Origin of the sequence: Proteiniclasticum sp., from assembly GCF_003514505.1 — a bacterium.
Taxonomy (GTDB): Bacteria; Bacillota; Clostridia; order Clostridiales; family Clostridiaceae; genus Proteiniclasticum.
Map to the genome: position 1 here is coordinate 32651 of NZ_DOPX01000016.1, position 22426 is coordinate 55076.

General features: G+C 41.2%; 18 protein-coding genes. 11 read left to right on the plus strand and 7 right to left on the minus strand.

Translation table 11 applies throughout. The features are described 5' to 3' along the window. Positions 1–22: 22 nt before the first annotated feature. The 7 genes from DEF30_RS04715 to DEF30_RS04745 all read left to right on the plus strand — a co-directional run bounded on the left by DEF30_RS04715 (position 23) and on the right by DEF30_RS04745 (position 8284). The gene (locus DEF30_RS04715; RefSeq protein ID WP_294096989.1) at positions 23–1057 is read left to right on the plus strand and encodes a hypothetical protein; all 1035 of its coding nucleotides are present in this window, start codon (positions 23–25) and stop codon (positions 1055–1057) included. A gap of 41 nt (positions 1058–1098) precedes the next feature. Further along, on the plus strand, positions 1099–2181 hold the full coding sequence (locus DEF30_RS04720) for a radical SAM/SPASM domain-containing protein (protein ID WP_294096991.1): 1083 nt from the start codon (positions 1099–1101) through the stop codon (positions 2179–2181). Between the two features lie 2 nt (positions 2182–2183). After that, complete coding sequence (locus tag DEF30_RS04725; protein ID WP_294096993.1) at positions 2184–2951, plus strand: hypothetical protein; 768 nt, start codon at positions 2184–2186, stop codon at positions 2949–2951. A gap of 348 nt (positions 2952–3299) precedes the next feature. Further along, entirely contained in the window at positions 3300–5555 is a 2256-nt protein-coding gene (locus DEF30_RS04730; protein WP_294096995.1) for an AAA family ATPase, read from the plus strand. Positions 5556–5674: 119 nt separating this feature from the next. Next, a complete protein-coding gene (locus DEF30_RS04735; protein WP_294097350.1) occupies positions 5675–6793 on the plus strand; it encodes a hypothetical protein in 1119 nt (372 codons plus the stop codon). A 268-nt stretch (positions 6794–7061) separates the two neighbouring features. Beyond that, entirely contained in the window at positions 7062–7655 is a 594-nt protein-coding gene (locus DEF30_RS04740; protein ID WP_294096996.1) for a DUF4230 domain-containing protein, read from the plus strand. Further along, a complete protein-coding gene (locus tag DEF30_RS04745; protein WP_294096998.1) occupies positions 7652–8284 on the plus strand; it encodes a DUF4230 domain-containing protein in 633 nt (210 codons plus the stop codon). The genes DEF30_RS04740 and DEF30_RS04745 overlap by 4 nt, the downstream gene beginning before the upstream one ends. Before the next feature lie 110 nt (positions 8285–8394). Here DEF30_RS04745 and DEF30_RS04750 read toward each other — a convergent pair whose 3' ends face one another. From DEF30_RS04750 to DEF30_RS04780, 7 genes are all read right to left on the minus strand, one after another. After that, positions 8395–8793 (minus strand): 23S rRNA (pseudouridine(1915)-N(3))-methyltransferase RlmH, encoded by a 399-nt coding sequence (locus DEF30_RS04750; RefSeq protein WP_294097000.1) that lies wholly within the window; start codon positions 8791–8793, stop codon positions 8395–8397. A 292-nt stretch (positions 8794–9085) separates the two neighbouring features. After that, positions 9086–10552 (minus strand): glycoside hydrolase family 1 protein, encoded by a 1467-nt coding sequence (locus DEF30_RS04755; protein WP_294097002.1) that lies wholly within the window; start codon positions 10550–10552, stop codon positions 9086–9088. 19 nt (positions 10553–10571) lie between these two features. Next, positions 10572–12443: a beta-glucoside-specific PTS transporter subunit IIABC gene (locus DEF30_RS04760; protein WP_294097004.1), complete on the minus strand. Its 1872-nt coding sequence runs from the start codon at positions 12441–12443 to the stop codon at positions 10572–10574. 103 nt (positions 12444–12546) lie between these two features. Continuing rightward, a complete protein-coding gene (locus DEF30_RS04765) occupies positions 12547–13398 on the minus strand; it encodes a PRD domain-containing protein (protein WP_294097006.1) in 852 nt (283 codons plus the stop codon). Positions 13399–13969: 571 nt separating this feature from the next. Then, the gene (locus tag DEF30_RS04770; RefSeq protein ID WP_294097007.1) at positions 13970–15070 is read right to left on the minus strand and encodes a hypothetical protein; all 1101 of its coding nucleotides are present in this window, start codon (positions 15068–15070) and stop codon (positions 13970–13972) included. A 110-nt stretch (positions 15071–15180) separates the two neighbouring features. Then, the gene (locus DEF30_RS04775) at positions 15181–16647 is read right to left on the minus strand and encodes a HAMP domain-containing sensor histidine kinase (protein ID WP_294097008.1); all 1467 of its coding nucleotides are present in this window, start codon (positions 16645–16647) and stop codon (positions 15181–15183) included. Beyond that, positions 16644–17336, minus strand: coding sequence for a response regulator transcription factor (locus DEF30_RS04780; protein WP_294097010.1), 693 nt, complete (start codon positions 17334–17336; stop codon positions 16644–16646). The genes DEF30_RS04775 and DEF30_RS04780 overlap by 4 nt, the downstream gene beginning before the upstream one ends. A 270-nt stretch (positions 17337–17606) precedes the next feature. On the opposite strand from DEF30_RS04780, the gene DEF30_RS04785 reads away from it, so the two are divergent. The 4 genes from DEF30_RS04785 to DEF30_RS04800 all read left to right on the plus strand — a co-directional run bounded on the left by DEF30_RS04785 (position 17607) and on the right by DEF30_RS04800 (position 22410). Beyond that, on the plus strand, positions 17607–18842 hold the full coding sequence (locus DEF30_RS04785; RefSeq protein ID WP_294097012.1) for a MerR family transcriptional regulator: 1236 nt from the start codon (positions 17607–17609) through the stop codon (positions 18840–18842). 163 nt (positions 18843–19005) lie between these two features. Next, positions 19006–20802, plus strand: a complete 1797-nt coding sequence (locus tag DEF30_RS04790) for an FAD-dependent oxidoreductase (RefSeq protein ID WP_294097013.1) — start codon at positions 19006–19008, stop codon at positions 20800–20802. 5 nt (positions 20803–20807) lie between these two features. Continuing rightward, positions 20808–21410, plus strand: coding sequence for a MarR family transcriptional regulator (locus tag DEF30_RS04795; protein ID WP_366409384.1), 603 nt, complete (start codon positions 20808–20810; stop codon positions 21408–21410). Next, positions 21397–22410 (plus strand): aromatic acid exporter family protein, encoded by a 1014-nt coding sequence (locus DEF30_RS04800; protein WP_294097015.1) that lies wholly within the window; start codon positions 21397–21399, stop codon positions 22408–22410. The genes DEF30_RS04795 and DEF30_RS04800 overlap by 14 nt, the downstream gene beginning before the upstream one ends. Positions 22411–22426: the final 16 nt, after the last annotated feature.

Below are 22426 nucleotides of genomic sequence, written 5' to 3' on the forward strand. Positions count from 1 at the left end.
AGTGAAGAGAATGTCCTACTATATGAGAGCAAAAGAAGCTATTACAATAAAAAATGTGAATGAAGATACCAGAGCTTTTACAATTTCAGTAAAAAAGTATATTCAGGATTTTCTTCAGGGAGTCAGAATCGAGAGCTTTTATAACTTTTCAATGGAGTTGTCCGTGGATGATAAGGTGATTATTGGGACTTATATTGCGGAAGATTATCGTAAAGGTGTCATAAAACTAGAAAGTCTCCAGTTTACTGAAGAGGGGATGCGTAAAGTAATTGAAAACCTTGAGTTTCATGAAAACATTTCGGTGAACTTAGAGTATTCTGGGTTTTTCTTTTACTTTTATTACTACAGTATCAGCAGATTTAGAATCCTATTAGATGAGAAACTAAAAGGATATGTAACCTATTTTGCGAATGAGCAACAAGAGGATGCGCTTACTGCTTATGTTTTTACTGAGGTAGACGGAGAGCTTATGAGAGGCTACATCGATAAACACCCATTTGATAAGTATAAACATATTAAGGATTGGGAAGTTCTAAACATGTCTTTCTATATGGAGTTAAAGGATGGAATCCCTTGGAGTGTCTATAACGAAGCACTAGCCGAGGCTGAGAAACTCGCGAAGGATTATAATCTACGTATTTACTTTGATCCGGATTCTACAGGAGATTCTGATGGTTCAGCCGCAAATCCTGGTGCCATTGAGATTGAAGATAATAATTCTAATGGTATTGTCGACAATAAAATAATTATGGATGTTGATGAAATAGAAATCTATTATGCGAGACTCAAAAAGATCTACGATATTTTTAAAGACTACTCAAAGGGAATAGAAGACTATTGGAAGATGGTGCCAATTGATAAGAATTATAAAGAAGTTACATTAGAACTCGAAGTTGATGAACATAATAACCTATTATTGAAGGTTTTTGATCCCTATGCAGAAGAACTGTATATCATTCCTGATGATTCTAGAACGACTAGAGTAAGTGCTATGGAAGAAGCCATGAAAGGTTGGGAGGATATTCAGATTCCAATGGATGACTCGTTTCTCAAGTAATGAGTATGTTAAGAGACAAATGATTATAGGGAGATGAGAGATTGAAGTACATCATACATGATACAAAGTACCGATTTAAAACAGCATTCAATACCAAATCCGGAGCCTATGTTCGAACGGGTATTTTGGATGATAAAGGGAAAGATACAGGAGAAGATCCCTTTATGGCTTCTTATCCTCATCTCATAGATGTTGGCATCATGGGGCATTGCATTCATGGAAAGACAGGACTTTGTGTAAAGGCAGGCATAGAGTGTTATCAAAACGGGCTTTTTGTGGAGAAAGCCAATATGTCTGTGGATGATTTTAGAAAAATCGCTGAGCAAAGCCGAGGACGATGCAATCAGTTGGCATTAGGCGGCAGAGGGGATCCAGATCAGCATGAGGCTTTTGAGGAGATTCTTAGAATTTCTGTCGAGAATCATTTGGTACCAAACTATACTACCTCGGGATATGGTCTTAATGAAAGGATTGCGACGATTTCAAAGAAATACTGCGGTGCTGTTGCTGTAAGCTGGTACCGCAGTCCTTATACCATAAAAGCCATTGTTACATTACTAGAAGCTGGGGTAAAGACCAATGTCCACTATGTACTAGGAAAGCATACGATAGAGGAAGCTGTCGTAAGACTGAAGAATAATGATTTCCCCAAAGGAATCAACGCTGTAATCTTTCTTCTTCATAAACCGGCAGGGCAAGGCACTGGAGAAAACGTGCTAGATGCTTATGATTCTAAGCTTGATGAGTTTTTTAGACTCATGGAGCATCCTCATCCTTTTAAAGTAGGCATGGACAGCTGCACAGTGCCTGGAACGATTCAAAGATGCAAAAGAATTGTTCCAGAATCACTGGACACCTGTGAAGGAGGACGCTTCAGCTGCTATATCAGTGCAGATATGAACATGGTGCCCTGCAGTTTTGATGTTAGGGGAAAGTATAGTGTTGACCTTAGAGAAATGACCATTGAAGAAGCCTGGAACAGCAATGCTTTTGAGAAGTTCAGAAGAATCTTAAAGAGTTCCTGTAAGCTTTGCTCAAAGAAATCCTTATGTCTCGGAGGGTGTCCACTGATGCCTGAGATTATACTCTGTAATGATCAAATGCGAAGCATCGAGGGGGTTTAGAAATGAAATACCGAACAGATTTTGTGACGAACTCATCCAGTGCCAGTTATATTGTGGAGATTGACTGTATTCCAATAGAAGGAGATACTCAAACCATCCAGTTTCTGGTTCATCCAGAGGAAGCCTCTGGCATAGAGCTACATATACCTTGTGATGAAGAAGGATTCTATTATGGCGACAATGAAAAAAAGAGAATCTCTCAGATTAAGGATATAGAGGAACTGATGGACATTCTTTATGAGCGGCTTTATGTGGATGAGTTTTATCGTTCAGATGAAGAGGAGTTTTTTGAGGAGGACATTGTTTTCAAGCAGGAGGATTTGGACGAATATTTTAATGCTTGCAAAGAAGTACTGTTGAGTGAGTATTCAACATTAAACAACCTTAAAAGTGTTGCTGTCAAAAACATCAAGTATGGCAATGGGGATTCTGCGTCATGGATTCCTTTTGAGGACAATCCAGTTCTTGAAGATTACTATGAGAGGTATCATGCAGCAGATGCCCGTGGAAAAGAGACCGTGTTTTTGGAGCTAAGAAACTACATTGACTCTGAACCGGTCATGGTTTGGAAAGATCATGAGGGGGAGATGGATGGGCCGCGGAAAATCATGTGGAATGATGATGAAAAGGCACTGGATGGTTTTCTGAATAAATTTTTTCATGAAAGAGAACCAAATAGGATGTACTGGATGGCGTATCCAACAACTCGCTATGAACTGGATATGGGAACAGGAGTGGTTGTTGAATCTGAGATTTTAACGCTTTTTTAGCGATGATACTTGAGAATTGATGACTTACGTATTCTGAAGAAGTTGTACGGAACAGTTCACAATATTAAGTGAAGAAGGAGATAAAGTATGTCGTACTATAGATGTAACTCCGAAATTATAAAGGTGAAGAATGAGAATTTGAACACAAGAGCTTTTTTAGAATCTGTACAAAGATATATTGTGGATTTAACGAATGGAGTTAGGTCGAAAGTCTAGGAAACTTTTTATTGATGTATATCTAGACGAGTTGCACATTGTGATCAATAAAGAGAAGAGTCCGTGCAAACTCAAATGCGTTATAGAGACATTGATTCAATATTCATAAGGTAAAGGGGAAAAGTAAGTAGAATGCAAAAATTGTTTATTGGGAAATTCACTGTTAAAGATCAGTATGAAAACAATTATTATAAGATCGATGATGAGAAGGATAAAGGGGTATTCAATAGTTTAAGTGAGGGGGATTATGTACTCCCAAGTCACGGCACTTATGTGGGGAAACTGCTTAAATTTAAGGGGTTTGAAGAAAAGCAAGAATCTATTCATGCCACCTTTGATGTGGTAAAAACATATCCCAAGGATCTTACCTACGCTGGCAATATCACCAACTGCAAATACTTTGTTCCCGATATGAATTTATGGAACAAAACAGTAAAATCCACAAAAGGATTGGGCTTTTTTGAAATCAGCCTTGAAAAAAACTGTCCTGAGATACCCGAGATTGATTTTGAAAAATCTCAGAGAAAGTTCATTGTAGTTCTAGAAGAAGCATTGACTTCACTAACATTTGTGAAGCCGCAGGATATCTGTATTGTAATCAGCAGCCTTAAAGAGGGCAGAGTTAAGGATATTCTTGAGTTCAACGGAAAATCCTTTGAAAGGCATGAAGCAACATGGACTCTTTATCAAGATAAAATCGAACATGGAAAATCGGAATACACACTCCATGAGCTTCTGGATTATGCAAAACCATCGAAAGACAATTCACCTAAAAAGTATAAATACATCCTCAGCCTTATAGGTGCTCTTGAATCAGAAAAGTATTTTATTGCTGATAATGCGGTAGCTCTCTACGATAATGTCATTGTGGGCAGAAAAAAGACCTATGTAAAACCAAAAACTGGAGTAAAGACTCCAGCTGATGTGGTTGATCCTGATGAGTCAAATGACCTTTCAGAGTATGAGACCTATGCGAAGCTTTTAGAGCTTAATCCTAACATCATACTTTATGGACCACCTGGTACTGGAAAGACCTATGGGGCTATGAAAATTATTGAAGCGTTTGAAGAGAAGTTAGGATACAAGTCGTCGTTTCATCAGGTGAAAGATGAAGGAAGACTAAGATTTATTACTTTCCATCAAGCTTTTTCTTATGAAGAGTTTGTAGAAGGTCTTCGTCCGGTTACAGATGAGGCAGGAAATATCAAGTACGATATCAAATCAGGAGTATTGAAAAGACTTGCGGAAGATTGCAGAGTAGAAGAGAAGAAGCAAATTTTTCAGAAAGAAGCTTTAGCTCACACTACAGGAGAGAGTAAAGTATGGAAAGTTTCACTGGGAAGAAAAAACATTGAAGAAGATGTTTATGAGAGACTAAGGGATTTGAACCAGATTGCCATTGGATCCACTCCAACTGAAAGTATTGAAGAATGGACTGATGAAGTTATTGATGGTGCAGATCCATCGGGGATGCTCAAAACTCTTCGAAGTAAAATGCAAATAGGAGATCTTGTTTTTATATTCAATTCTCTTAGAACCATTAGACTCATTGGCGTGGTAGTATCCGACTATCTTTATGTGGATGACGGTATTAAATACAGACATCGAAGGAAAGTAGAATGGATCGGTAACTTTGAGAAGAATCCGGTGGATATTTATAATCTCAATCAGGAAAAGCAGATGACATTATCGTCCTTATATGAGCTGAAAATCTCCGCTGGGGATGCACTTAAGCTTATTGAAGATGAGGATGATGTGGAGACACCTGTAAAGCCTTATTATTTGATTATCGATGAGATCAACAGAGGGAATATTGCAAAGATATTTGGTGAACTCATCACTTTAATCGAAAAAGACAAACGGGAAGTACTTTCATGTCATTTACCCTACTCATCACAAGAGTTTACACTACCAAAGAATCTCTATATTATCGGGACAATGAATACAAGTGATAGATCCATTGCTCTTCTTGACACGGCACTCAGAAGAAGATTTGCGTTTGTGGAAGTGAACCCAGATCCTAAACTCATAGAAAGTGTGTCACCCACTGTTGGAGGCAATGTCTCACCATCTAAACTTCTTACTGCACTCAACCAGAGAATTGTAGAAAAGATAGACCGCGATCACAGAATCGGACACAGCTATTTTATGGGGGAAGATTTAATTACAAAAGAAGACCTTCACTATGTTTGGTATTACAAGATCATGCCTCTCTTAATGGAGTATTTTTACAATGATATTTCTCAAGTGGAGGATATTGTAGGAAGCAAGTTTATCAATAAAAAGACAGGTGAAATTTCCCTTCTAGGCCTTGCCCCAAATAACATTGGTGTTTCAGAGTTTGAGAGTGCTCTTATGGATATTTATGGGAAGGAATTCCAAGGATGAAAAACTCAGTAATAACGATATTTGAGGACCGTGCAACGAAAGTATCATTGAGTCAGGAACAGATTCATGATCTTGATCAAATGCGCTCTATCATTGGAAAGCGTAATCTTAGATTGGATATGGATGGTTCCTTAAAGATTATACATTATGTGGGGTTTATCTCTAAGGGGAATACATGTGTACAGATATTGCCTAAAATCTATGAGAAAAGCGGGATTTCAAACGATGAAGAGATAAAAGAATCCATGGCTGTTCTATATAAAATGATCAGGTATTCATCATTTAATAAGGTACTGCAGCTACCAGAAAAGATTGATTCCAAGTTATTGGAACAGGATCTTTTAGAGATATTCATTGAGATTTTTGCTGATAAAGTTTTCCGGACATATTCATCAAGAATGTATCGAGAGTATATTGAGATTGATGAGAACTCCTCATTTATAAGAGGAAAAATAAAAGTACCCGAGACGATTAGAGAGAATCTCATTAGAAAAGACAAACATATCATCAGCTATCAGAGTTTTGAACAGGACAATGTCATTAATAATGTAGTAAAAACAGTAATTCTGAGATTGTTGGGTGTTTCAAAGAGTAAGGAAATAAGAGCGAAACTTAAGAAAGCCCTGCTGTTTCTTGAAGATGCAAGAAAGATTGATTTATCCTTAAATCTTCTGAACTCTGTAAGATTTACCAGGCTAAACAAAGACTTTAAAACGGTTTATGAAATGGCGAGGATGTTCTTTCTGAACCTTCAACCACAGAATTATGAAGGAGAGGAGTCTGTATTCTCCTTTTTGGTGCCTGTTAACGAGCTGTTTGAACAGTATCTTTACAAACTCTTTCAAGAAAATGGTAAATATCAGGTGCGGTATCAGAATAAACATCGATTTGCATATTTTGATTCGGGAGATTCTTTGATGATGGTTAGACCGGATATTATACTGGAAAAAGACGGTAAAACAGCTATTGTCGTAGATGCGAAGTATAAAAATCCTGGTTATGAAAATGGAGCGTATAAAAATATAAATAGTTCAGATTTGTATCAGGTTTATGCATATTCAAGAATCTATGGGGTGGATAAAGTTGCGCTGATCTATCCATCTTTTGATGAGGTTCAACCAGTTAAACAGACGATTGTGCTTAAAGATGTTCAAGGAAAATATCAGGTGATTGTCTATTCGGTGGATTTGAAAGGTGATGCTTTAAGTACTTCATTGGATATCTCTAAATTACTATAAGTGTTTTCTTGGACAATATGAAAAATAGAGAGTCACAGTTGTTGTATTTTTATTTAACATTGGGCATAGTGGTAACTTTAAAAAAAAGCACTTTTGAGTTCTGGGATTTTGCACTTGAATAAATAGAAATATGAAAGTGTTTAAACCCGCAAAAATAACAGACCCATTATTAGAGGAGGTAATAATCAAATTGACCTGGAATATTCAAAAGGGTTGATTAATATTGGAAATGTCACTGACTTAATAAGTAATAAGAGGGAGAGTTATTATGAACGGGAAAAGAAGCAAAATCATTATTGTAATATTAGCGGTTCTGGTTATAGCTACTAGTGTAATCATCGTACCCAAACTTCTTGGGAAAGAGGAGCAGAAAGCGGAAATCGTAACACGTTCAACATTAGAAGAGATTATTGATATCGAAGAGTTTTCAATGTTTCAGGCTGTTTATAATGGAGTAGCTGAAATTTACAACAAAAAGAATCCTGAGAAAATTGATTATTATGTATCATATAATGCAAAAGTGAATGCAGGATTTGACCCTAAAGACTGTATCATTGAGATAGATGATCAAAGCAGAGCAATAACATTAATATTGCCAGAGATGAAAATGTTTGACCCCATCGTAGATATCGCTTCACTCGATTATATTTTCCAGAATAAAAAGATTAATAATAGTTCTGTTAGCGCAGAAGCATATCAGGCATGTATAGACGACGCAATAGTTGAAAGTAATCAAAATACAGAAATGTATCAACTTGCAGAAGAGAATGCTAAGAATGTTATGGTAGCACTTGTAAGACCATTTCTATCTTCATTAGATAGTAAGTACAGTTTTGAAGTTGTTGTTGGAGGAGAAAAATGATGAGAGTTCACAAATTACCTATGAGAACTGTTCTCATACTTTGTACACTCGTGCTGACTTCATGTGGTGTGCCCGAGAAGCCTAAGGATGTCTTAGAGGCATCACAAATGAGAGCTATTGCAGAACTTGCAGTGATGGAATGTTATTACAATAATGTAGCGAAATTCAAAGAGGAAGATGTTTCAGGGTTTTTATTCTGGAAGAAAGACAAACATTTTTGGATAGAATACAATGGTGTAGTGAAGTTAGGTATTGATGTTTCAAAGCTGAAGTTAGAGGTTAATAATACTGATGTTAAAATCTATTTGCCAGCAGCTGAGATTCTAGACTCTGAGGTAGACCCGAAATCACTCACTGAAGATGCATTCATTGTTGAGGATGGATCTGCTAAAGTTACTGCTCAAGATGAGAACACAGCATTTGCTGTAGCCGAACAAAATATGCTTGATACAGCAATGCAGGATACCTCACTAATGAAAAGTGCAAGGGATAGAGTCAAGACACTTCTAGAAGGATATGTGATGAACCTAGGAAAGCATCTTAATATTGAGTATGAGATTGAGTGGATTGATTTACCTGCAGAGAGTGATTCAATAGATAGCATAGTCCCACCAGTTGAAACCCCATAGGGGATGTAATTAATGATAGAAAGAAAGTACTTCGAACTTTCTGAGTATCATCATAATTTATTCCTTTTAATTAAGAACTGCTTGAAGTAGGGTATAATTCGTAACCATATTTACTTATGATACGGCTCATGATTCCAAATCCGAAACGCCCGATAGAGCTGCTCCAGCATACAGACAAAAGAAAGCTCAGGACTCAGTGATAGCGATGACAAGCTCAGCGAATCATCCGAATCAAAAGGAACATCCAGTAACAATGCAATCTTAGAACTGCCACCAAGAGAAAGCTCTTGAAGATGCTGAGAAAACTCCACAGAATCTTTAGGTAGTCCCTTGGTAGACACCTGAATGGTGTAGTATCCAGAGAGCAGGTTTTCTAAAGAAATTGAATCATCATAAGACTGAAGAGATAGCGTGCAGTATCTCTTCAGTCTTTTTATATACTCCTTGGACGCGCTCTCATAATAAGAGGGGAGTGCAGTTTTTGGTGTAACAATCATAATACTAAGCATAAAGCCTCCGCTTTAAGTACATGGAAGTAGATTTGCCCAGGATTTACAGTGAATATTGACCCCCTATTAGCCAGATTGTAAAACTTGGACACCATTTAGAAAAATCATAACAGAAATTAGAAAGAAATTCATCAACAGCAAGTTCTTGGATGATCCCTTGGTACAACCTGGTGTAATGGAAAAAGAAGAATCAAGAACAAAATAACCGCTGATGAAACAGTAAAGCGAAAGCCTTTGTTTTCAACGGTTATCTTCATATTAATTTTTAAAGTCTAGAATAAGGAGTTTAGTGCTAAAGTTTCTCGCCGTTACTTTCGATTACATCTTTGTACCAGTAATATGAATCTTTCTTATATCGCTTAAGAGACCCATTACCTGCATCATCTTGATCTACGTAAATGAATCCGTATCTCTTTGACATCTGAGACGTACCACATGAGATTAAATCAATGCAGCCCCAAGTTGTATATCCCATTAGTTCGACTCCATCCATTATAGCTTCTTTCATTTGCTCCACATGCTTCTTGATGTAGTCAATACGGTAGTCATCATGTATTTTTTTATCCTCAGAAAGTACATCTCTAGCGCCTAATCCGTTTTCGCATACAAACAGCGGTTTCTGGTATCTATCATAGAGCTTGATCAAGGAAATTCTAAGACCTATTGGATCAATTGGCCAGTCCCATTGAGTTAACTTTAAATACTTGTTTTTAATCGGGCTGTCAAAAGAACCGGCTAGTTTCGCAGCATCTTCTCGGTGCTCAGTAACATGTGACATATAGTAGCTAATCGCTACAAAATCAACAGTGCCTTCTTTAAGGATACTCGCATCTTCTGGATGCATCTTAACAGATATCTCGTTTTCTTTAAAATATCTATTCATATAGGCTGGATAAAAGCCTCGTGTCTGAACATCTGGATAGAACATATTCAGCTGATTGGACTTCACTGCTTGCAGTTGATCTTCAGGCTTTGTCGTCATGGCATAGGACTCGATTTGATTGATCATACAGCCAATTTTAGCATCAGGTATGATTGATCTTATTTCCTTAACTGCTAATGCACTTGCAAGGAACTGATGGTGAGAAGCTTGATACGCAGCTTCTAAAGCACTTCCTTCAAGTAAGTCCTCAAGTACCCCTGCACCTGTATATAGGCTATTCAGATTCATATTCATTTCATTAAATGTAATCCAGTACTTCACCTTACTCTTGTATCTTTCAAAAATAACCTTTGCATAATTATGAAATAACGGAATTAATTCTCTGCTTACCCATCCATTGTATTTTTCTGTTAGTGCAATTGGCATCTCATAATGAGACATGGTTACAAGTGGCTCAATGCCATACTTTATGCACTCGTCAAATACATCATCATAAAATTTCAGCCCTTCCTCATTAGGTACTTGCTCCATCCCTGTAGGAAATATCCTTGCCCAGGATACTGAAAGTCTAAAGGTCTTGAATCCCATCTCTGCAAATAGAGCAATATCTTCTTTATATCTATGATAAAAATCAATACCCCATCTTTTTGGGAAGATGTAGTTGCCTGGATTGGTTTTGTATTCCCTAAGTTCTTCTGAAGTTACATTGAAAGTGAAATTATCGACCTTACCTTTTGCATATGGATCTTTATATGCTGCATAGTCTGAAGTGGAAAGTCCTTTTCCACCTTCATTGTAAGCACCTTCAATCTGGTTTGCTGCAGTAGCACCACCCCACAGGAAGTTTTCTGGAAATCCTTTGTTTAAGTTAGTCATATATCATTCTCCTTTTAAATTAATTTACTGCCATTAGTATGTCATCACTACTAGATGACACAGTGGATCCGGTGTTTTTAGTAACTAATACATCTAAATAGTTAGCAGTATTTGTTACGACAATAGGGGAGCACAGATTAATCTTTCTTTTGTTCATTTCAGTTAAGTCAAACAACAGAAGGTCCTCTCCCTTATTCACGATGTCGCCTTCACTAACCTTGAGCTCGAAGAACTCACCTTCGAGCTCAACGGTTTCTAATCCCACATGAATTAGTACTTCTACGCCATCATTAGAGAGTACAGCTATGGCATGATTTGTTGGAGTGGTAAGAATCACTTTACCATCAAAAGGTGAGACTACTTTTCCCTCCGTAGGAATGATGCAGACTCCTTTACCCATGGTTTCTGAAGCAAACGTTTTATCAGGACACTCCGATAGAAGCTTTATTTCTCCAGTTATTGGTGCTGCTACACGAATGGGGGTACTCTTCACAGTTTCTACTGAGATCACAGTAGTGGGGGAAACCTCTGTTTTTTCTTCGCCTAAGTCAAATTTCATGACCAAAGTCAGTATGAGTGCGATTCCGAAACTTAATACAACACCAAAAACGGCAAACATGAAGTTGTAAGTTCCTTGTTCAATATAGGTAGGAAGGGCTAGAATGCCTGGTACTGTAAAGCTAAATGCTTTAACACTAAGCCCTGCAAGGGTTGCACCACCAATTGCCGCGCCAATGAGGCTTGCATAGAATGGCTTTTTCAGTCGCATTGTAACACCGTATATAGCGGGTTCTGTGATGCCGAATATAGCTGGAATCAATGCTGAGAACGCAATCTGTCTCATTTTACTATCTTTTGTTTTGATTAATACACCAAGGGTAGCGCCTGCTTGTGCAAGGTTTGCCACAAGATTCATAGGAAGAAGCATTACATCAAATCCAACCTTAGCAAAGCTGGCGAAAGTGCCTGGGAAAAATGCGTAGTGCATACCAGTGATTACGATAAGTGGCATGAGTCCACCCATTAGAGCACCGCCAAATGGTCCAGCAACGGTAAATATCTTTGTAAATATCCTTTCAAGATAAACTCCAAGGAAAGATCCTGCTGGAGCAATCAGAGCGAGTACGATTGGAGCAGTGACAAGCAGCATAATAAGTGGAACAAAAACGATATTCAATGACTTTGGAACAAATTTCTTCGCAAGTCTTTCCACATAACTTAGCAGCCATACGCCTAGAATAATTGGGATAACAGAACTGGAGTAGTTGTTTACCGGAATATTGATCCCTATAAAACTTAACTTGGTGATTTCACCGGCTGTGGCTAGATTTACGAAGGTAGGGTACATCAAGATACCTGCTAGAGTTAAGGACAATGCGGTACTTGTTTTAAACTTGTTTGACGCGGAATAAGCAAGCATAAAAGGCAGGAAGTAGAATACAGCATCTGATATTGCATTAAGAATCATATAGGTTTCACTTGATGCTGAAAGAATGTTTGTTGCTGAAAGAATTGCCATGATTCCCTTCAACAGACCTCCTCCAACTATTGCAGGAAGAATAGGGGTGAAGATTCCGGAGATGACATCAAATACCTTTTCCACCACATTCATGGATTTTTCTTCAGCAGCTTCCAGATTAATTTTCCCGGAAGTAAGCAATTCAACCTCACGAAACACATCAGCGACTTCACTTCCAATAATTACCTGAAGCTGTCCACTTTGAAACTGTGCTCCAAGTACTCCATTCATTTTTTTAATAGTATCCATTTTCACCAGATCATTATTTTTAATGTTAAAGCGCAGCCTAGTAATACAGTGCCAGACTTGCGTTATATTCTCAACTCCTCCAATATTTGTTATTAGTGCTTTAGCCAGTTTGTCATTTGACATGATACAATCTCCTTTTTATAAAATAAAAAACCTAAATAAACAAACAGAATCTTTCTGTCTGAGTATTTAGGTTAATGCCTGTAAAAGTAACACACCTTATAGTTTATTTTGTTATTTGTAGAATTCTTTGAATATGGATAACTAAATAGATAATTTCATCATTATTGACGGTAATACTGTACTCTCGTTGGAGCATTGTTCTTAAGTTTTGAGCACATAAGAATGCATCAGGATATTGCTTTTCAATAATTCCATAAAGTTCATCGTTAGGAGATGAATTGCTTTGTATTTTTCGCAGCTGTCTATTCATGAAGTATCTGATATGGGTAACAAACCTGGAATAATCGATTGTATCCTTCTTCAGTGAAATATTGAAATATGATTGGATGGCCATTACAATACTCTTTGTAATTTTTGTAATATGCATAGTTTCATCCATGGAGTCTGTCGCTTGTTGAGCATTCACTAAATGGAGTGCAATAAATGATGCCTCTATATCAGGTAAGTCCACATCAGTCTCTGCCTTAATGAGTTTTAGTGCATTTGTCCCAACTTCATATTCATTATGATATAAGAATGGAATTTCCCATTGAAGATTGCTTTCGTTCAGTGTCATGTTTTCAGAAATTCTTTCGATAGCAGATTGAATGTGATCTGCTAATGCAATGAGCAAGCTGCCGTTAAATGCCTTCTGTAGCTTGTTATCTGCAAGACTGATGATTTTCTCAGCAAGTGAGAGCATTTCAGGAGAAATGCCATCAAGAATCTTTGATGTATTCTCGCCTGAAGTCTTGATTTGAAAAACCTTAGTGACATATTCATCAGATATAAAATCACCTTTTTTCTTTTTGAAACCAATACCCGTCCCAAATAATACAAGTTCTTCATGATGAACATCTTGGGCAAGAACCAAATTGTTATTCAGGGACCTAACGATTGTATAAATTAATCTCACCTCCGATTCTAAAATATATTCTGGAATTTTGGATACAAAAAAACACCAAACATATGACAAACCATCGTCATACTATTTGGTGGTGCCTGATCGTATCAGTAACACTCCGCGTGTCTTTTATATTTATCAATCTATCACAGTACAATTTTGATGTCAATGGAATCCTTAACATTTTAGTTTTTAGTTTTTATTTTTTTATTTCTTTCACCCTAATTGTAAGAGTAACCTCCACTCTTGGGACCCTACTAAATTAGACATAGGTGATGCCTCTGGTTCAGTCGTGGTTTAGTTGGAGAGATCATAACAATATCATCAGGCGCGATGTAATCATCAAGCATTTTTTTAGAAAATATAACCTTCAAATGTTGAAAAAACTGCATAAGGACTCCTATCACCAAGATACTTATGCATATATGAATTTACGTTCACCTATTCAAAAAGTATTTTACTCATGATGTTCAGTTTCAAACACACTAAAGTGACACAATCAGAAAAGAAGAACCCCGAAAGGTTCTTCTGAAGAAAATGCACCTTATTTATGACTGATCCTCATCCTACGTTAGAGATACAGCTACTTCTTTGCAGGGAGAGTCAGTGTAAGGATGGTGCTGTCCGCACCCGTTTCTGTGTACTTGGTGTAAGAGAGTTGTTCACCTGAGAGGCTAAAGACGCTTCTCTGGATCTCTCCATCCACAGCCACCAGAGTGGTGGTGCCGGAAAGAAGATCATACACATAGAGCCCTTCATTGGAAGCTCCGTTGACATCCTTCTTCAGGTAGTAGGAAATCATCCGCTGATCTTCCGACCAAGCTGCTGCGCTGATGGAAATGCCTTCCGCCAGAACCGTTTTTGTGGCAGCATCCGCATCACTGAGAATCAAGGTGCTCTTTGCGCCATCACCCAGGATGGCAGTGAAGTGTGTGCCGCTTGGAGAAGGAAGAATGCTGTACACATTTTCCAGAGGAAGGGTGGTGATCTCTCTCGTATTCAGATCAAACTTCTTTAAAGAAGTAGAGCTGATTTCTGTAAAGAGGATGGCATCCTTGATTTTCACTGCATGGACCACATTCATCTCTTTCAGCTCCTCGATATGCTCAACAGCACCGCCTGGAACCTTCATGAAGACACCGCCCTGATAGGATGGTCCAACCAAAATATTATCGGAGGTCCATTCTCCGCTCATGGCTTCCTCAATGAGGGTGCCGGTTCCATTAGGAGCCACAGGCATCATGAAGAACGCAGGGTCTCCTAAGGTGTATTCATAGTAGAAGATATTCTTCTTATCCTTCGAAAGCTCAGCGCCCCAGAAGTTCCAGTCAGCCTTTCCTTGAAGAAGAGTGAACTCCTTGGTATTCAGGTCATAGGTATACAGACTTCTTGGGTGAAGACCCTGATATTCTTCCAAGGTTAGCTTTGGAAGATCCTTATTCTCCTTGGAAAGAACCACGGTATGCTCATTGAGCCATCCGGTGATCTCCATACCCTGTAGAGCCTCGATAGCCTTTACAGCAACCTCTGCAGATGTTTCTTCTCCTTCCTCTCCAATGATGACAATATCCTCCCCTGGCTTCTCCCCTGGAGAAGCATCAGGCGCTTTTCCGCTGGCACAACCGGTAACAGCTGTCAGTACCATTGCTGCAAGTAGTGTAAGTGCGATGTTTTTTCTTTTCATGATTGGTACCTCCTTTTTTGATTACCCTCATCATACCCGCCGGATGTTTCCATAGAATATCCGATTGTATCCATGGTTCACTCAAATGAAAACAATAAATGAACAAAGGGTCATCCATCGGATTCCAGCGCCAAAGGGAAAGAAAGCTGAAAGGCGGTACCCTCATCTGAGGAAGCAAGAAGAGTCAGGGTGCCACCCTGAAGCTCCGTATACTTTTTGGCAAGAGAAAGGCCAAGGCCCACTCCGCCGGTTTCTCTGGAACGGTTTTTGTCAACGGTGTAGAAGGGATCAAAGATCCTCTGGGAGAGATCCATGGGGATGCCGATGCCTGTATCCTCCAGCTGAAGGATGCCCAAATGCTCTTCTGGATAAATCCGGAGGAAGATCTTTCCTTGAGGCTTATTATATTTGATGGCATTGTCCAGTAAATTCATGAGAACAATGAGGAGAGCTTCCCGGTCACCTAGAATCTCCACTTCTTCCACCTCTTTACTAAGGGTGAGACCAAACTTCTCCATTTTTCCCTTCAGGCTGTGGAGAACCTCCTCCACAAGCACAGAGAGCTTCAAAGGGGAGAGGGCGGTATGAGGCTCATAATGCTCCAACTTTGAAAGTTCCAGGGTTTTCTCCACCATGTCATAGAGCCTTCTGGTCTCCTCTTCTATGGCAGGAAGGGCCTTCTTAAGAAGTACAGGATCTTCCGGATACATGGAAAGAAGATCGAGATATGCCCGGACAGAGGTCAGCGGAGTTTTGAACTCATGGGTGACAGCACCGATGAATTCTTTTTGCTGTTTCTCAAGGATTTCCAGTTTCTTCACCGCATCTGTAAGCTTCTTTTCTTCCTCCTGCATGTCTTCTACTGTGGCTTTGATCTTTTGTCCCATATGATAGACCCCCTGGCTGAGAGAGCCGATTTCATCGTTTCTTCCGGAAACTTTAAAGTCATAGGATCCAGTCTCTATTTTTTCTACGGCCTCGTTCAGTTTCACAATATCTGAAGCATAGGATCTGAAATAGAGATACGCTGCAAGAAACGATACAAGAAAAACCACAGCACCCACATAGAGAAAGCGGTTGGCAGTGTTTTCATAGAAGCTGTTTTCATTCCGGAGGGAGTAGTAGAAAGCAAGAATCCCCACCCGCTGACCCTCAATGCTTAAAGGGGTCAGATAGAAAAGATCATCTCCTTTCGCTTGGTAGAGAGTCTTTCCTTCCAGAGCTAAAGGCAGAAGCTCCTTAAGCGTTTCTTCATTGAGCGTTTCCTTTCTGGGACTGAGCAAGGTGCCTTCTAATGAAAAGAGGGCCGTCTCCTGACCTGTATAGCCTGCAAGGCTCCCTGTAAGCTCCACTACAGTTTTTTTCAGAAACACTTCCGGGAGAACCTCCTCACTGGAGAGAAAGCTCTGACGAAGATAAGCTTCTGAAAGAAACGTCTGCTGCTTCAGATAGTTTTCATATTCCGCTTTCTGATTCTCCCGGATGCCGTCCAGAATAAAGACTCGTAGAAGAATCACAGTAAGGAGAAGAAGGATCAGAAGAAACAAGCTGAATTTCATTTTGATGCTGCTTCTCATAAAGCGCCACCCGAAACCTTATATCCCACGCCATGCTTGGTTTCAATGACATCAGAATAGTCAGACCCAAGCTTTTTCCGGAGCCTGCCCACATGAAGGTCCACGGTTCTTGTGCCTCCAACGTAGTCCATGCCCCAGATAAGATCCAGTAGCTGCTCCCTTTCATAGACCCGGTCCGGATGAAGAAAGAGGGTAGAAAGAAGGTCATATTCCTTTGGCGTCAGATCTAAAAGAGCCTCTCCCGCATAGACCTTCCGCTCCTTAGGATAGAGCCTGACTCCGCGGATCTCGACACAAGATGAAGCTTTTTCCCGGCTCTTCAGATCCTCCACCCGCCTCAGAAGAGATTTGACTCTGGCAAGAAGCTCCCTCATGTCAAAGGGTTTTGTCATATAGTCGTCCGCGCCCAGCTCCAGCCCCAGCACCTTGTCGATGATTTCTCCCTTGGCCGTGAGCATGAGGACTCCGAAAGACTTGTCATAGGAAAGCCGTTTGAGGATCTCAAAACCGTCCATGCCGGGCAGCATCACATCGAGAAGAAGCACATCGGGCTGAAAGTCCTCGATGGCTTTTAGAGCGCCTTGTCCTGTATGAAGCATCCTCACCGTGAGACCTTCTTTTTCCAGGCCATAGGCTATGGCTTCTGCAATTCTCAGTTCATCTTCCAGGAGAAGGATCTTTCCTTTCATCTATGTTCACCTCACTACACATTCGTGGTATTCTCCGTTGCTGTATGGAATCTCCATACGCACACAGGTTCATAACTTTAGCGTACTTTAGGAGAGAAGAGGAAACGTATCAAAAGAATGACATTGTTTAATTTTGTCAAAGAAAACAGAAAGTGGAATCTGAGGAAGGATCCATCTAAAAGGGTTCACCTTTGAATTGTCACATCTTTCACAGTAAGGTAGAATAGAAGTGATTTATTTCTAAACGATGAGATACAGTGGGGGAAAGAGATGAGAATTGGGGCATTTTCTAAAAAACATCAGGTGACGCAGGATGCAGTGCGTTTTTATCTGGAGAAGGGTCTTTTGGTGGCTCATAAGCGGGGAGAACAGTATTACTTCACTACTTCAGACGGAGAAGATCTGGAGACCATTAAAACGCTGAAAGGGCTGCAGTTTTCCCTCAGCGCCATCCTGGAACTTATGACCCTCAAAAGGCTCAGCGGAGAAGACTCGGCTCTCTATAGACAAAAGTATCTGAAACATTTGAGAGTGCAGCAGGAAGAGGTTTTTGCCATGCGGAAGAAAGCCGAAAGCCTGGAAAGAATCCTTCAGGAAAAGATTGAGACAGTAGAAAAGGAGGAGAAGAAGGACCGGGTTTTGGGAATTCCTTTAGAAGCCCTCTCCATCCTTGCCTGTCCCTCCTGCGGGGAAAGGCTTCCACTAAAAAGAGGGGATCTGGTGGATCATATGGTGGTGGAAGGGGACTTTTTGTGCGGCTGCGGCTATGAAGCCAAGGTCAGTGCAGGAGTCTTTGTCTATGAGCCTTCTGTCCGGACAAAGATGAACTGTGGCAGAAAAATGCAGACCAAAGAGGAGTTTCTTGAAAGCTCCAGCCATACCTACATCAATCATATCTACCAGACCATGGGTCTTATGATGGAGCGGATCCATGAGGTGAAAGCGCCTCTTCCTTATATGATGGAGATGAACAACTGTGTGGGCTTTTTCCTTCAGCAGTACCTGAAAGAGCTTCGGGAGGAAACCACCTATATTCTGGTGGACTACGACTTAGAGAGGATCCTTCAGCTGAAAAGAAATCTGGAAACTTATGCGAAGCACGATAGATTTCTCTTTCTCTGCTGCGATTATGACTACCTTCCATTGAAGGAGCAAAGTGTGGATCTTCTGGTGGATTTTGGCATGGTGCGAAACTTTGAAAAAGAAACAGGCAAGTGTCTTCTAACTCCGGTGCTGCCACTTTTAAAGGAGGAAGGAGACTACGTGGGGGCGTCTCTTTATGCAGAGGTAAAAAAGTCAGAGCTTCGCCTTGAAGGAAAAGGATATGAGGAGCATTATCTTTCAGAGAAGATGAAGACGCAAGGTCTTCAGATGGTAAAAGAATCTTCACTGGGGCCAGCCTTTCAGGAGAATCCAGAAGATCCGTATCTTCTGGGAAAACCTCTTTATCAGAAGGTGATTCATGGAAGAAAGAGGAAGAGTAGCATTGTTTTAGAAGCCATATAAGAGAAGAATGAATCATCAGGAAAACCATGGAGTCAAGACCATGGTTTTTTGTTATTTTACAGAAAATCCGCTGAATCTTCCTGTTGACATGGACAAAAGACGATAATTTAACATAATCATATAAGTTTGAAAAATATCAAACAAAATGCGGGAGGAAACAGAAGTGAAAAAGAGAAATCTGAAATGGTATGCAGGGCTTCTACTGGTCTTTATGATCATGAGCTTTGCCGGATGCCAGAAAAGCGATGCACCAAAAGAAGAAGAAAAGGGACTTTATACAGCAGGCACCTATGAAGAAACCGTCCAGGGACATAATGGAGACCTGACGGTCTCTGTGGAACTGTCCAAGGATGCCATCGTATCCGTAAAGGTGCTGTCCCACAAAGAATCTGCAGGGATCAGCGATGCACCACTCGAAAGAATCCCTGAAGAGATTGTGGATGGACAGACGCTGGCTGTGGATACAATTGCGGGAGCCACGGTAACTTCCAAGGCCATCCTGGCCGCAGTAGAAGCTTGCATTGTAAAAGCAGGCGGGGATGCGGAAAAGCTGAAAGCAGCCACAGACAAGGAAGAAGAAACCAAGGTCACTGAGATCACCACGGACGTGGTGGTAGTCGGCGGAGGCGGTGCTGGACTCGTGGCCGCCGCATCGGCAGAAGAGCATGGCGCCAAAGTCATCGTGCTGGAAAAGCTCGCTGCCACAGGTGGTTCCACTGCCCTGTCTGGTGGAGGGATTTCCGCCACAGACACCAAGTTCCAAAGAGCAGAAGGCATTGAAGACTCGAAGGAATCCTGGATGGAGCTTTGGAAAGAGCGCCAGGACGCGTCCAATAAAGAAGGGGTGTATCCGGATTACGACTTTGTGGACCGGTTCATGGATGCCGCTGTAGTCACCACGGAGTGGCTGGTGGATACGGTGAAGCATGAATACTCTGCCATCATGGGCTTCGGACTGGATCCAGTGAGAAGACTTCATTTTGCCAAGAGCGACGCCACCACGAAAGGTGGAACGACCTTAACCAACAACATCAAGAATTTCATCACCGGAGAAGGCGTGGAAATCAGAACGGAAACCGAAGTAGTGGACATCCTGGTGGATGAAAACGGAAAAGTCATCGGCGTGGAAGCAAAAGACAAGAACGGAAAGGTCATTGTCCATGCGGATAAAGTGATTCTCGCAGCAGGAGGCTTTGCCAAGAGTGAAGAGCTTCTGGAGAGATTTGTGCCTGAAGCCAAAGGCACCTCCGCTCTTAGCTGGGCTTCTGTAGGAAGCACCGGAGACGGCATCGTCATGGCAGAAAAGCTCGGGGCGGCGCTATATGAGGAGCCTTGGATCATTGGCCTTGGCATCGGCAGCAAGATTCCAGGGACCCAAGCCCTAGGCATGGACTGGACAAGGCTTTATGTGAACTACCAGGGTGAAAGATTCATGAACGAGGAAGTGCACTACTCCATCGCCACCAACAAGCTCATTGAAGAAAAGGGCACCTGGCTCCTGGTGGATTCCACAGAAGCCAATGCGGATCTTGTGAAGGCTTTAGAAGCGGCCATGCCTTCTGAGGAAGTGGTGAAGGGAGAAACCTTCAAGGAACTGGCTGAAAATATGAAGGTTCCAGTGGAAACACTAGAAGAAACCATGAAGACCTTCAATGAGGGCGTGAAGTCCGGTGTGGACGCCATGGGCAAGTCCAAGGACTATCTGGTATCTGTGGAAAAAGCCCCTTACTATGCCATCAAGTTCTACCCAGTGACCATGGGGACCTTTGGCGGAGTAAAGACCAATGATTCCTTCCAGGTGCTGAAAGAAGATGGAAGCATCATCGAGAACCTCTATGCCACAGGAGAAAATGCCAACAAAATTCTCTACAATCAGGTGTACATGTCCGGATCCGCAGTGCAGTTTGCGCTGACCAGCGGAAGAATCGCAGGACAGCATGCTGCGGAGAACCTCAAATAATTCATTTGACTACAGGAAAAGGTGCTGGAGACAGCACTTTTTTCTTTGGAAAAACAGCAGATGCAGAGCGTGTGAAAAAGAATCCCGTTTCATTTCAATTGGATGCAATTGAAATGAAACGGGATTTCGATTATAGTAAAGGTATGGAAACGAAGAAAAAAAGTTATGGCAAAGAACACGATCTCAATCTGAAACTGCTGATCTCACTCAGCCGGAGCCTTTCCATGGTCCATAAGGAGACCATGAAGAACATGAAGGACTCTGGACTGACCCCCTCGCAATTTATGGTACTGGAGGTTTTATATCACAAAGGAGACATGAGGGTCTGCGAGATCACAGAGAAGATTTTAACCAGTGGAGGCAATATGACTGTGGTCATACAAAACCTTCTTAAGGAAGACTATGTGGTGAAAAAAGCCACTCCTGGAGACAGAAGGTCTTATCAGTTGAGTCTCACTGAAAAAGGAAAAGATGTCATGGAAGAGGTGTTCCCGAAGCATCTTTCCATTATGAAAGAGTCCATGGAGGGCCTCAGCGAGGACGAAAAGAAAACCCTCATCACTCTTCTGAAAAAAATGCAAAGGCTGGATGAACATGAAGCTCCGTAAATATGTAGGATACCGAACCTTTAAAACGGCCATAGGCGCAACCCTGGCAGTCCTCATCGCTCAGTATGTGGGGCTTTCCTACGCGGTTTCTGCCGGGGTCATCACGGTGCTCAGTGTCCAGAGCACCAAGAGAAAATCCATTGAGATCGCTCTTCGGAGACTGGGTTCCACCACCCTTGCCCTGGCGGTGGCGGTGGGGGTGTTTCTTCTCTTTGGCTACTCTGCCTGGAGCTTTGGGATTTACCTTCTCCTCTTCATCCCCACGGCAGCGGCGCTGAACCTCAACGAGGGCATTGTACCCAGCACCGTCCTTGTGACTCATTTGCTCATAGAGGAGTCCGTGGCTTTTTCCTGGATCCTCAATGAGTATGGCATTCTCATTATAGGCGCAGGCATTGCCCTTTTACTCAATACCTATATGCCCAGTGTGGAAAAGGACATCCGAGCTGCGCAGAAGGAAGTGGAAGAGCTTTTCCGGGCCATTCTTCTCAGCTTCTCCAGAAGCATTCTCACCCAGAAGAAGGATGCGGAGGAAGAAGTGTTGCTTCAAAAGCTGGATGCGACACTAAAAAGAGGTATGGACAAAGCCCAGAGGCTTGCCTCCAACTACCTCTCCGAAAGCTTTGTGTATTATGTGCGCTATATGGAAATGCGGATCAAGCAGTACGAAGTGCTGAAAATCATGAGCGACCATCTGAACCATGTGACCAGGTACTATGAACAGAACCGTCTGGTGGCGTCTCTTTCAGAACTGGTCAGTGATCAGTTCCATGAGCTGAACACCGCAAAAGAGCTCATGGATGATCTTTGTGATTATCTGGAGATCTTCAGAGGACAGGACCTGCCAAAAACCAGAGAAGAGTTTGAGAACCGGTCCAGTCTTTATCAGTACATAAGGGATCTTCAGCGGCTTTTGGAAATCAAGAAGAAGTTTTCTGAAAGCCTCTCAGACTATGACAAAGAAACCTTCTGGAAACAGAAAAAAGATGGAGCAGCGTAAGTGGCTGCTCCATCTT